Consider the following 12,498-nt stretch of genomic DNA (forward strand, 5'->3'; position numbering starts at 1 on the left):
CGGCATGGCGCAGTGGGGAAGCCGGGCAAACATGGCGACACAGACGACGAAGCCGCAATCGCGCGCGACGCAAGGGGCAGGGCCATGACCAAGCCACGCTCGCGCCGCGGCGGCGGCCGCCCGACGATCTCCGATGTTGCGCGCAAGGCCGGCGTCGGCGCCATCACCGTGTCGCGGGCGCTGCGCGAACCCGACCGCGTCAGCCAGGATCTGCGCCGCCAGATCCTGGCCGCCGTCGACGAGCTCGGCTATGTCCCGGATCCCAATGCGCGGGCGCTGGCCTCGGCGCGTGCCGATGTGTTCGGTGTGCTGGTGCCGTCGCTGACCAACAACGTCTTCGCCGAAGTGGTGCGCGGTATCTATGACAGTCTGTCGGACGGCCCGTTTCGCGTCCAGCTCGGCAACACCCATTATTCCGGCCTCGAAGAGGAACGCCTGCTGCAGGTGTTCGCGCCGCAGCGTCCCGCGGCGCTGATCGTGGCCGGCATCGACCAGACGCCGACGTCGCGAAAACTGCTGGAGAGCGCCGGCTGTCCGGTGGTGCAGGTGATGGAGACCGGGCCCGACCCGGTCGACATGCTGGTTGGCTTCTCGCATTTCGACGGCGGCAGGACAGCGACCGAGCATCTGATCGAGGCGGGCTACCGGCGGATCGGATTCATAGGCGCGCGCATGGATCCGCGCTCGCAACGGCGCCTGGCCGGCTATCGCGCCGCAATGGAGAAGGCCGGCCTGTTCGACCCGCGGCTGATCACCACCACGCCGCTGTTGTCCAGCGTGACGCTCGGCCGCGAGCTGCTTCGCGATGCGCTGGCCAAGATGCCGGCGCTCGACGGCGTCTTCTGCAACAATGACGATATCGCGCTCGGCGTTCTGTTCGAATGCCATAGCGCCGCACTCGACGTGCCGAAGACGATCGGCATTGTCGGCTTCAACGATCTTGAGATGATGCAGGCGGCGTTCCCGCCGATCACCAGCATCCGCACCCCTCGCTATGAAATCGGACGTCGATCCGTTGCCATGGCGCTGGCGGCGATCGCTGGGCGAAGGCCCGAGCAGCGGGTCGTCGACCTTGGTTTCGAGCTCAAGCCGCGCTTGAGCACGGCACGCTGAAAATGCTTTCGAACCTTCAGCAAATGGTGCTTTACACAACGTCATGGTAGCGCTACCATTTTTGACAGGCAGGCACTTTGGCGGAGGAGCCAAGCCTGTTTATTATACATAAGCAACAGCTCATCTTGTTTATTATGTATAATATGCTAGGTTTCATTTCTCGCCCGTGAGGCGGCGAGGGGGAGGGGATCGGGCCGGCTTCGGGCCCTTGAGACGTGCCGCCGGCAAGGCTGCGGAGCCGTCGCCGGGCGTGGGAAATTACCACGACAAACAGCATCAAGCAGCAGCATCAAGTAGAACTGCAAACGGGAGGAATATCGATGATCAAGTCATTCGTTGGCGGCATCGTTGCCGCCACTGCATTCGTCATGTTGAGTTCGTCGGCGATGGCCGAACCTGAAGTCGTCAAGGGACCAGCGGCCGAGCCCGACTGCTTCGCGCCGTGGGCGGCCGATACACAGTTCTTCAAATTCCCCAAGAAGGAAGGCCCATACCGCATCGCGCTCGCCAACGGCTATATCGCCAACACCTGGCGCATCCAGATGATCCAGACGGCCAAGGCCTATGCTGCGCAGAAGGACGTCGCGGCAAAGTTGAAGGAATTCAAGGTCGTATCGACCGGCGAGGATGTGCCGGCGCAAATCTCGGCGATCAATAACTTCATCGATTCCGGTTTTGACGCCATCGTCGTCAACGCGCAGAATCCCACCGCCTTCGGGCCGGTCATCAAGCGCGCCAAGGAAGCCGGTGTCGTGCTGGTCGCCTTCGACAACATCCTCGACACCAAGGACGCCATCAACGTCAACGTGGACCAGAAGGGTCTTGGCGAACTGTGGGCCAAATGGCTAATCAACCATATACCGGATGGCGGCAAGATACTTGAAGTGCGCGGCGTTGCCGGCACGTCGGTCGATACCGACCGCCACAACGGCATCCATGAGGTCTTCGACGCCTCGGGCAAGAAATGGGACGTCACCGAAGTCGCCGGCAAGTGGGATGATCCGACAGCGCAGAAGGTCACGGCTGACGCGATCGCCACCAATGGTCCGTTCGTCGGCATAACCGGCCAGGGCGGCGACACAGGCATTGTTCAGGCGATGATCGACGCCAAGCATCCGTTCGTGCCGTTCGGCGGCGAAACCGAGAACGGTTTCCGCAAATTCTGCGCGGCGCACGCGGCGGACGGCCTGAAATGCTCCTCGGCCGGCACTGGCCCTGCCCAGGTCGCGGTCGCCATCAAGACGGCGATCGCCGCACTTGAGGGTCAGGTCGTGCCGCAATCGGTCAAGCTACCGCTCGCCATCGTCGAGGATCCAAACTTCAAGGAAGGCCAGGACTACTTCCCTGACCAGTCCGACAATTTCTTCGTCGGCAATTCCTTCCCGACCTGCGGCATCAATTTCACCGCGCAGGAAATCATGGGCCAGACCAAGGCCGACCAATAGGCTGCACAATCGGCGCCGCGGGATGCTCCGCGGCGCCGAACCGCTTGCCATCTCAATCCATAAAACTGCCCCGGAGGGCTGATGGACGGTGCAGCTCCACTCTTTCGCATGGAAGGCATTTCCAAGCGCTATGGCGGCGTGCGTGCGCTGGAGAAGGCCGAACTTTCGGTCACATCAGGCAGCATCCACGCCATCCTCGGCGAAAACGGCGCCGGCAAATCGACGCTGATCAAGGTCATGGCCGGCGTGGTGGCGCCCGACGAGGGCACGATGACGCTGGACGGGCGTGAGGTCAGCTTTGCCTCGCCGGCCGCGGCCAACCAGGCCGGCATCGTCTGCATCTTCCAGGAACTGTCGCTGGTCCCCGAGCTTAGCGTCGCCGACAACATCGTCATTTCCGATCCGCCGACCCGGTTCGGCATGATCGACCGCAAGGCGCAGCGCCGCATTGCCGAAGAGGCGCTGGCACGCGCGGGTGCGGCCGACATCCATCCGCTGGCGCTGGTCAAGGATCTTCCCCTTTCAAGAAGGCAGATGGTCGAGATCGCCAAGGCGTTGGCCAGGAAGCCGCGCATCCTGATCCTCGACGAGGCAACGTCGGCGCTGGCTGCCGCCGATGTCGCCAAGATCTTCGCAGTCCTGAAGCGGCTGCGTGGCGAAGGGCTGGCGCTGCTCTACATCTCGCACCGGATGAACGAGATCGCCGAACTCGCCGACCAGTGCACGGTGTTTCGCAACGGTCGCACCGTCGCCTCCTATGCGGCAGGCACCAAGAGCGACAATGAGGTTGTCGAGCTGATGATCGGCCGCGAATACAGCCACATATTTCCGCCGAAGCCGACGCGGGCGCTCGACACCGCCCCGCCGGTTCTCGAGGCGCGCAAGCTCTCCTGGACGGACCGGCTGGACGACATCTCGCTCAGCGTCAGGGCTGGCGAAGTCGTCGGTCTCGGCGGGCTGGACGGGCAAGGCCAGCGCGAATTGCTGCTTGCCTTTTTCGGTGTGCTGCGCGGCCTCAGCGGCCAGATCCTTATCGACGGCAAGCCGGTTTCGATCACCAGCCCGGCAGCGGCGCGCGACAACAGGGTCGGTATGGCGCTGATCCCGGAAGACCGCAAGACCGAAGGCCTGATGCTGCCGATGACGGTTCGCGAGAACCTCTCCTTCGCCGCCCTCGATCGGCTGTCCAAAGCCGGCATCATCGACCGCGCCGCCGAGCAGCGGCTGATCGACGACATGGTCGGGCTGCTGGCGATCAAGACCGCCGGCCTCGACATTCCGGTCGGCGCCTTGTCGGGCGGCAACCAGCAGAAGGTGGTCATCGCCAAATGGCTGATGCGCCAGCCGCGCATCATCCTGCTCAACGATCCGACGCGCGGCATCGACGTCGGCACCAAACAGGAGCTGTATCAACTGATGCGCAAGCTTGCGGACGCGGGTGCGGCGATCCTGTTCTACTCGACCGACTATGACGAGCTGATCGGCTGCTGCGACCGGGTGCTGGTGCTCTATGACGGCGCGGTCAAGCGAGAGCTGGTCGGCGCCGAGATCACAGAACGGGCGCTGATCGCCAGCGCGCTCAACATCCATGGCGGCGACGCCACCCCCAGGCATGGAGCGGACGCGTGAAGGATTGGCGCTACTGGCTTGCCGAACAACGCGGAACCCTGCTGGCGTTCGCTATCTTCATCGTCATGTTCGCGATCTACACCGCGAACCATCCGGCGGGATTTACCGCCAATGTCGTGCAGACGGCCTCCAACAAGGGCGTGCTGCTCGCCTTCGTCGCCATGGCGCAGACGCTGGTGGTGATCACCGCCGGCATCGACCTTTCCGTCGGCATGATCTTCACGCTGACCAATTGCCTGGCCTCCTGGCTGGTCATCGGCACCGGCCTCGAGACCGCCTTCGGCGTCGTCGCCGTGCTCGGCACCGGGCTGCTGTGCGGCGCGATCAACGGCGCCATCGTCATCTACGGCCGACTGCAGCCGATCGTGGCCACCATCGCCACGGGTGCCGTCTATTTCGGCATCGCACTGCTGCTCAGGCCGTTCCCGGGCGGCTCGGTCAACGAGGATCTGGCCGATGCGCTCACCGGGCGCCTCTTCGGCATCGTGCCGGCGAGCCTGGTCACGCTGTTCGCCGTGGTGCTGATCGTCTGGGTGCCATTCAGCCGTTCGGTGCTGGGCCGTGCCGCCTACGCCGCGGGCTCCTCCGAGACGGCTGCCTACATGTCAGGTGTGCCGATCCGGCGCGGCAAGTTCGCCGCCTACGCGCTTGCCGGGCTGCTGGCGGCGATCGGCGGGCTGTTCCTGACCTTCTTCACCTATACGGGCGATGCCGCCTATGCCAGCGGCAACGCCTATACGCTGTTTTCGATCGCCGCCGTGGTGCTGGGCGGGGTCTCGCTGTTCGGCGGCAAGGGCAGCGCCATCGGCGCCATCTTCGGCGCGCTAGCCTTCCGCACCATCGGCGACCTGCTGTTCGTCTTCGATTTCGACCCGCTGTGGCAGCCGCTGTTCCAGGGCGTTGTCCTGCTGATCGCGGTCAGCCTCGGCGCCTTCGCCCTGTTTCGGGTCCGCAACCGGCTGGAGTGGTTCCTGTGAGCGAGACGACCATCGGCGGCATCGCCGGGCGCATGCCGAAATTCATCCGCCGCGCCGATCCGGCAGTTGTCACCGCCTTTGCCTGCATCGTGCTCTTGCTGTTTCTCGGCAGCCTTTATTCGCGCAGCTTCCTGTCGCCGGAATATCTGTTGCAGCAGCTCAAGGTGGCGTCGTTCCTCGGGGTCATCGCCACAGGCATGATGCTGGTCATCCTGCTTGGCCAGATCGATCTGTCGGTGCCGTGGTCGGTGGCGGTCGGCGCCATGATGGCGGCCGCGGCTGCGGCCTACGGCCCGGTCGGCGTGGCGCTTGCCATCCCGTTCGGCATCTTCTGCGGTATCATGATCGGCATCGTCAACGGCATCGGCGTCGCCTATCTGCGCATCCCCTCGATGATCATCACACTCGCCACCAACGCCGTCGCGCAAGGGCTCATGGTCGTCTATACAGGTGGCTTCTCGCCACAGGATTCGGCCACCGGCGCCATGCGTTATCTCGCGACAGGTTTTACCATTCCGGGCGTGCCTAACGCCGTCATCATCTGGGCGCTGATCGGTGCTGCGATGGTGTTCGTGCTGACCCGCACCAGCTTCGGCCGCACCGTCTACGGCATCGGCAACCGCGAGCGTGCCGCCTATCTCTCCGGCGTCGACACCAGACGCGTGGTGATGATCGCCTTCGCCATATCGGGTGGCCTCTCGGCCTTCGGCGGCGTGCTTCTCGCCGGCTATGCTTCCAAGGCGGCGCAGTCGATGGGCGATGCCTATCTCCTGCCGTCGATCGCCGCCGTGGTGCTGGGCGGCACCTCGATCCTCGGCGGCCGCGGCTCCTATCTCGGCACGGTCGCCGGCGTCATCTTGATTACGCTCCTGCAGTCCATCCTGTCGGTCATGCAGATGCCCGAGGCGGGGCGGCAGATTATCTATGGTGTTGTCATCGTCGCCATGCTCCTGCTCTACGGCCGCGCGCCGGCAAGCCGCTGACCGTGGACGAAAAGACGGCAAAAGCGCCAATGGACGCTCCCGGCCCGGTGCCTCGAACCATTGTAGTGATGGGCGTCGCCGGCTGCGGTAAGTCGGCCGTCGGCAAGGCGCTGGCAGCAGCGGAGGGGGCCGTATTTGTCGAAGGCGACAGGCTGCACCCGCCCGAAAACGTCGCGCGCATGGCGAGAGGCGAGCCGCTCACCGATCAGCTTCGCGAAGGCTGGCTCAATGCCATTGGCGAGCAGATCGCGGACCTGGCCGGCAGCGGCCAAAGCGTGGTCGCCGCCTGTTCGGCGCTGAAGCGCAGCTACCGCGATCGGCTGCGTGGCTTCCGCCGGGATATCGTTTTCGTCTATCTGGAGATCGATCCCGCCACCGCCAAGCGGCGCGTCGCCAAGCGCAAGGGGCATTTCATGCCGGCCAGCCTGGTCGAAAGCCAGTTCGCCATCCTTGAGCCACCTGGCGCCGACGAGCAGGCGCTGACGGTCGATGCCACACTTCCTGTGGCCGGCATCGTCACCGCCGTTGCCAGCCTGCTGGCCGGCGCAAAATCATGAACCACCGTCATCGGGCAGGGCGCTTTCGGGCCGTTCGGTGAACCGGTCGTGGCCGGACCAGACCATCATTTGCTCGGGATAGAGTTTCAGCGCCTCCAGCAAGCGGTCGCGCTTGAGCAGGATGTACTCGGCCTGCAATGCCATGTTCTTGGCGCCGCCGGCCCTTGTCGTGGGCTCACCGGTTCCCGCCGGGGCCGGCACCAGTTCGGGGCTCAGGATGGCACGGTATTGGCGGAACGGGTCGGTCTCGAAGGTCGACATGGAAAACAGCGCCGCCTTGCCTCTGGCGGCGAAATTCGTCGGCGCCGAGGCGAGGTGGGTCCAGCCGCTTTCGCCAATGCCGACTTCGGTGAATGTCGAGCCGGCATGCACGGTGTTGGTCACCAACACGACGCCGTTGTTGCCAAGGATCTTCTGGATCCGGCCGGTGACCTGGAAGGCGTCGCTGCGATCGAACACGATCCGGCCTTTCAGGAAACGATTCTCGACCCGGACGATCGGCGGGTTCAGGAAGCGCAGGCCGAAGGTCGAGTCGGATATGCCGTGAGCGCTGACGCTGAGCTGGTGCGCCTCAATGCCGGCTTCATAGAGCGCGCGCTTGCCGATGATGGTCTGGGCGGTGAATTGATCGCACCAGATGATGGCGCCGTGGCCGCGCTTCAGCGCCGCTTGCAGGCCTTCCAGGCCCTCCAGCCGGATATCGGGTGACCAGCGGCGGCCGACGAGATGCACGGCAAACAGCAGGCGCCGGCGATGGCTGGCGTAGAGCAAGGCCCGGAACTGCTTTTGTGCATCGATGCCATTGCCGAGCACTGCTCGTGTCGCGGCGGCGTAACGCACGAAATCCTTGCGGGTGTGGCGCTTGAGGCGCAGCCCCGATACGCGGCTGCAGATCGCGGCCCACCAACCGGCCGGCAGCACTGCCGCGACGCCGAGATAGAAGACGGCCAGAAGGCACTCGCGAAGATCCCTGTTGTTGAAGGTGCGCAACTTGCCGGCGCGAACCACCTTGCGGCTGAAGAAGCGGACATGCTCGGCGCGATCGGGCACCAGCACGTCGGCAATGATTTCAGTGTGGTAGATGACGGCGGACGATGGTGTCCGATCGGCTTTCCGGGATTTTCCCAGCCACGGCAGCCTCATCCGATCGGTGTCCACCTGTTCTTGCGCGCGTCCTAAAATCGCTTTACTGCGTCTGCCACAGGCGCGCAATCGGCGCCGGCAGGCCATGGTGAACGCCATTCAGGGTTCGAGCTTGAAACAGGCCCTATCGGCAGCACTTCCGCAACTGGCGCCCTGGCAGCCGGCCGCGGTGGCGCTGATGGCGCCGGACCGGGCTCCGCTCAGCTTTGCCGGCCTCACAAACCTTGTCGACCAACTCTGCGGCGATCTCGCCAGGCGCGGCGTTCGCCGGGGCACAGCTGTCGGCATCGTCCTGCCCAACGGCCCGGAAATGGCGACCTGTTTCCTGGCGGTCTCGGCGCTGGCGACGGCGGCGCCGCTCAATCCAGCTTACGGCGAAGACGAATTTCGCTTCTATCTCGGCGATCTCGACGTGAAGTTTCTGCTGTGCGGACAAGGGATGGGCGAGGCCGCGCGCAACGCCGCAAAGGGGCTCGGCATTGCCGTGCTCGATGTCGTTGTGCCTGAAGGCGCGAAAACTGGCGAGTTTGTGCTTTCGGGCAACGCCCAGCTTGCCGGCGCCGGCGACGCGCAGCTCAACGGACCCGACGATTTCGCGCTGGTCCTGCACACATCGGGAACCACGGCGCGGCCGAAGATCGTCGGCTTGCGGCAACGCAATCTGCAGGCATCGATGGCCAACATCGCCCGCACGCTGGCGCTGTCGGCAAACGATGTCTGTCTCAACGTGATGCCGCTGTTCCACATTCACGGGCTGATGGCGGCGCTCAGCGCACAGCTGGCAGTCGGCGGCGCCGTTGTCTGCACGCCAGGCTTCAACCCGCTCAAATTCTATGGCTGGCTGGCCGACTTCCGACCGAGCTGGTACAGCGCGGTGCCGACCATGCATCAGGCGATCCTGGCGCGCGCGGCGCGCAATGGCGAGACGATCGCGGCTGCAAGGCTGCGCTTCATCCGGTCGTCTTCGGCAGCGCTTCCCGATACTGTGTTCCGCGACCTCGAGCGCGTCTTCGGCTGTCCGGTGGTCGAGGCCTATGGCATGACCGAGGCGGCGCACCAGATGACCTCGAACGGGCTGCCGCCGGCGCGCCGCAAGCCGGGCTCGGTCGGCCTGCCTGCCGGTCCGAAGGTGACGATCCTCGACGACAAGGGGACGATCCTGCCGGCGGGCCAGAAGGGCGAGATCGCCGTGCGGGGCGCCAACATCCATGATGGCTATCTCAACAATCCGTTGGCCAATGAAGCTGCCTTCACCGATGGCTGGTTCCGCACCGGCGACCAGGGCCTGATCGATGAGGATGGCGACCTCAAGATCACCGGGCGGCTGAAGGAGATCATCAATCGCGGCGGCGAGAAGATATCGCCGCTTGAGGTCGACAATGTGCTGCTCGATCATCCGCTGGTGGCGCAGGCGGTGACCTTCGCCGTGCCGCACGCCATGCTGGGCGAGGAGGTGGGTGCTGCCATCGTGCTGGCCGAGGGCGCTACCGCCGATGCAGAGCAGATCCGCGATTTTGCGCGCGGCCGCATCGTCGAGTTCAAGGTGCCGCGCCACATCCTGTTTCTGCAGGAAATACCCAAGGGCCCGACCGGCAAGATCCAGCGCGTCGGCCTGGCCGGCAGGCTCGGTCTGGTCTGAGAGATCAGATCTATCTCTTTGTTTTTACGCAATTCCGGACGGAAAACCGCTTCACACTTTTCCTGGAATTGCTTAGATCTGCGACGTCAGCTCGACCGGAAAATCGTCATTGTCGGCATCACGCATGGCGGCGAGGCTTCTGTTATCCAGCACCTCGGCGATGGCCTGGCGCACCTCCAGCATCATGTGCCGGACCTGGCAGGTCGCCTCGTCGCAATCCTCGCAGCGCTGGTACTGCGTGCGGCTGGCGCAGGGGATTGGCGCCAGCGGCCCGTCCAGGACGCGCACGACATGGCCGATCTTGATCTCGGAGGCTGGCCTGGCGAGGCGATAGCCGCCTTCCTTGCCCTTGCGGCTCTGGACGAAGCCGGCATTGCGCAACTCACCCAGGATGGCGTCGAGGAATTTCTTCGGAATGTTGTTGGCAACAGCAATGTCGTTGACGAATGCAAGCTGGCCGACCGGCAGGCCGGAAAGATGCACGAGGGCCTTGAGGCCGTATTTGCCTTTTTTGGTAAGCATGCCCGATTCAGTTCATGAAAACCCCAACCACCCGCATCTGGCGGTTGTTTGTGTGCAAATCATGACGTTTCGCCTGAACAACCCGGTTTCGCGCAGAACAAGCCGCCCGGTCGAGAGGTTAGGCACAAAGGCGTTGATTCTTTGTAACGTTTTTCACGGATAGCGCTGATCGTTCGGGGAAGCAGTTTGTCTGTGCCAAACGAAAAAGCCGGCAAAGAGCCGGCTTTCTTGTTCAGTTTTCAGTCCGGACGCTGCTGATATCAGCGGCTGCCGTAGATCTGGTCGAGCAGGCCGCCGGCGGCGAAGTGTTCCTTCTGCACCTTGTCCCAGCCGCCGAAGACGTCTTCCACCGTCAGCAGACGGACATCGGGGAAATCGGCCTTGTATTTGGCGGCGATTTCAGTGTTGCGGGCGCGCAGGCCATTTTCGGCGGCGATGGTCTGACCCTCCGGTGTGTAGAGGAAGTCGAGATAGCTCTTGGCGAGGTCACGGCTGCCATGCTCGTCGGCGACCTTGTCGACAATGGCCACTGGGAATTCGGCGAGCAGGCTGACGGTAGGGGTGACCTGTTCGAACTTGTCGTCGCCATACTCCTTGCGGATGCCACGCGTCTCGGACTCGAAGGTGATCAGCACGTCGCCGATCTCGCGCTGCACGAAGGTCGTGGTGGCGGCGCGGCCGCCGGTGTCGAAGATCGGCACGTTGTTGAACAGCTTGGTGACAAACTCCTTCACCTTGGTGTCGTCACCGTTGAAGGCCTCCTTGGCGTAGGCGGTCGCCGCCAGATAGGTGTAGCGCGCGTTGCCCGAGGTTTTCGGATTGGGGAAGATCACCTGCACGTCGTCGCGCACGAGGTCATTCCAGTCCTTGATGTGCTTGGGATTGCCCGCGCGGACGAGGAATGAAGGCAGCGAATAGAAGGGCGAGGCGTTGTCGGGAAAATCCTTCTGCCAGTCGGCGGAGATAAGGCCTTTCTTGACCAGGAAGTCGATGTCGGTGACCTGGTTGAAGGTGACGACATCGGCGGCTAGGCCTTCGGCAATGGCGCGCGCCTGCGCCGAGGTGCCGGCATGCGACTGGTCGATGCTGACGCCGGGATGGCCGGCGATGAAAGCCTTGTTCACCTGGACGAACAGTTCGCGCCCGACATCATAGGAGGCGTTGAGCAACTTGTCGGCCGACCAAGCTTGCGAAGAGGCGAGAAACAGGCCGGCGGCGGTGGCAAACTTGAGCAAAAATCGCTTCATGAAAAGGGACTCCTTGGGACTGCCGGCTCGAATGCATCGATATAATGCGCCAACATAATAGGACCATGTCCAGCGCGACCAGACATGCAGACGCGGCCTGCCATCCAGTGGTGAGAAATAGTATTGCCGAAACAGCCGGTTGGTAGGATTTCCTTCCAAGTTGAATCGCTTCGGCCCGTTGATGGATGACGTCTATGCCGCCGGGAAAAGCTTCCAGCGCCTCGGCCTGAAGGCTACCCGGCTCTTCTGCGCCGCCGGGTGGTCGACAGGCAATTCGATTTCTACCCGCTGGCGTTCGCCGCCGATTTCGAGTTCAACGCGCCTGGTGCCGGCGACGCGACGGCTGGCGGCGACCGTGCCGGCGATGCAGCCGCTGCAGCCGTCGAGCAGTTCGATATCGTGCGGACGGAAGTACAACGTCGCATCGCCCTCGGGCGCATGCGGCGCCGACACGCCGATCGGACGGTCGGCAAGCCAGATCTCGCCATTTTCGACCTTGACCGGAAGCGAGCTCGATTCACCGATGAAGGAGTAGACGAAGGGCGAGTTCGGGGTGTCGTAAATCTCGTCGGCCGAACCGACCTGTTCGATGCGGCCCTGGCTCATCACCACGACGCGGTCGGCAAGCTCCAGCGCCTCTTCCTGGTCGTGGGTGACGAAGACGGTGGTGTGGCCGGTGCGGTCGTGAATCTCGCGCAGCCAGCGGCGGAGTTCGCGCCGCACCTGCGCGTCGAGCGCGCCGAACGGTTCGTCGAGCAACAGAACCTTGGGCTCGATCGCCATGGCGCGCGCCAGCGCCACGCGCTGCCGCTGACCGCCCGAAAGCTGCGCCGGGTAGCGCTTTTCCAAGCCGGAAAGCTGGACGAGGTCAAGCAGCTCCGAGGCGCGGCGGCGGATTTCGGCTGCCGGCGGCCGCGACGGTCCATGCCGGACCTTCAGGCCGAAGCCGATATTAGCGGCGACCGTCATGTGCCGGAACAGCGCATAGTGCTGGAAGACGAAGCCGACATTGCGATCCTGGATCGACTTCTGTGAGGCATCCTCGTCGCCGAAGAAGATCTTTCCAAGCGTCGGCCGCTCCAGTCCGGCGATCAACCTCAGCAGCGTCGTCTTGCCAGAGCCGGACGGCCCCAGCAGCGCGATCAGCTCACCCGACTTGATGTCAAGCGATACGTCATGGAGGGCCGGAAACCGGTCAAACTCCTTGCGCACGTTGGCAACGCGAACTTCCATGCAAATCCCT

General features: G+C 63.9%; 11 protein-coding genes. 7 read left to right on the forward strand and 4 right to left on the reverse strand.

Features of this window, described 5'->3' with window-relative positions; translation table 11 throughout:
* Positions 1-84 precede the first annotated feature (84 nt).
* The 6 genes from gntR (at position 85) to ACWTU9_RS16310 (ending at position 6,704) form a co-directional block, all read left to right on the forward strand.
* Entirely contained in the window at positions 85-1,113 is a 1,029-nt protein-coding gene (gntR, locus tag ACWTU9_RS16285; RefSeq protein WP_455859173.1) for an HTH-type transcriptional regulator GntR, read from the forward strand.
* A 320-nt stretch (positions 1,114-1,433) separates the two neighbouring features.
* Entirely contained in the window at positions 1,434-2,558 is a 1,125-nt protein-coding gene (locus ACWTU9_RS16290) for a sugar ABC transporter substrate-binding protein (protein ID WP_454574805.1), read from the forward strand.
* A gap of 81 nt (positions 2,559-2,639) precedes the next feature.
* Positions 2,640-4,187: a sugar ABC transporter ATP-binding protein gene (locus tag ACWTU9_RS16295; RefSeq protein ID WP_455859174.1), complete on the forward strand. Its 1,548-nt coding sequence runs from the start codon at positions 2,640-2,642 to the stop codon at positions 4,185-4,187.
* The gene (locus ACWTU9_RS16300; protein WP_454585274.1) at positions 4,184-5,164 is read left to right on the forward strand and encodes an ABC transporter permease; all 981 of its coding nucleotides are present in this window, start codon (positions 4,184-4,186) and stop codon (positions 5,162-5,164) included. Before ACWTU9_RS16295 ends, ACWTU9_RS16300 begins: the two co-directional genes overlap by 4 nt.
* On the forward strand, positions 5,161-6,147 hold the full coding sequence (locus ACWTU9_RS16305) for an ABC transporter permease (protein WP_455859175.1): 987 nt from the start codon (positions 5,161-5,163) through the stop codon (positions 6,145-6,147). Before ACWTU9_RS16300 ends, ACWTU9_RS16305 begins: the two co-directional genes overlap by 4 nt.
* A gap of 29 nt (positions 6,148-6,176) precedes the next feature.
* On the forward strand, positions 6,177-6,704 hold the full coding sequence (locus ACWTU9_RS16310) for a gluconokinase (protein ID WP_455859176.1): 528 nt from the start codon (positions 6,177-6,179) through the stop codon (positions 6,702-6,704).
* Here ACWTU9_RS16310 and ACWTU9_RS16315 read toward each other — a convergent pair.
* On the reverse strand, positions 6,699-7,847 hold the full coding sequence (locus ACWTU9_RS16315) for a hypothetical protein (RefSeq protein ID WP_455859177.1): 1,149 nt from the start codon (positions 7,845-7,847) through the stop codon (positions 6,699-6,701). The genes ACWTU9_RS16310 and ACWTU9_RS16315 overlap by 6 nt on opposite strands.
* 112 nt (positions 7,848-7,959) lie before the next feature.
* On the opposite strand from ACWTU9_RS16315, the gene ACWTU9_RS16320 reads away from it, so the two are divergent.
* Positions 7,960-9,486 (forward strand): acyl--CoA ligase, encoded by a 1,527-nt coding sequence (locus ACWTU9_RS16320; protein WP_455859178.1) that lies wholly within the window; start codon positions 7,960-7,962, stop codon positions 9,484-9,486.
* A 72-nt stretch (positions 9,487-9,558) separates the two neighbouring features.
* Here the strand turns inward: ACWTU9_RS16320 and ACWTU9_RS16325 are convergent, their stop codons facing one another.
* From ACWTU9_RS16325 to ACWTU9_RS16335, 3 genes are all read right to left on the reverse strand, one after another.
* Entirely contained in the window at positions 9,559-10,008 is a 450-nt protein-coding gene (locus ACWTU9_RS16325; protein WP_006202816.1) for an RrF2 family transcriptional regulator, read from the reverse strand.
* 260 nt (positions 10,009-10,268) lie between these two features.
* Positions 10,269-11,255 carry a sulfate ABC transporter substrate-binding protein gene (locus tag ACWTU9_RS16330; protein WP_455859179.1) on the reverse strand — a complete coding sequence of 329 codons (987 nt, stop codon included), beginning with the start codon at positions 11,253-11,255 and terminating at the stop codon, positions 10,269-10,271.
* Positions 11,256-11,447: 192 nt separating this feature from the next.
* Positions 11,448-12,488, reverse strand: a complete 1,041-nt coding sequence (locus ACWTU9_RS16335) for a sulfate/molybdate ABC transporter ATP-binding protein (RefSeq protein WP_454585268.1) — start codon at positions 12,486-12,488, stop codon at positions 11,448-11,450.
* Positions 12,489-12,498 lie beyond the last annotated feature (10 nt).

The sequence above is a fragment of the Mesorhizobium sp. 128a genome, assembly GCF_053848025.1.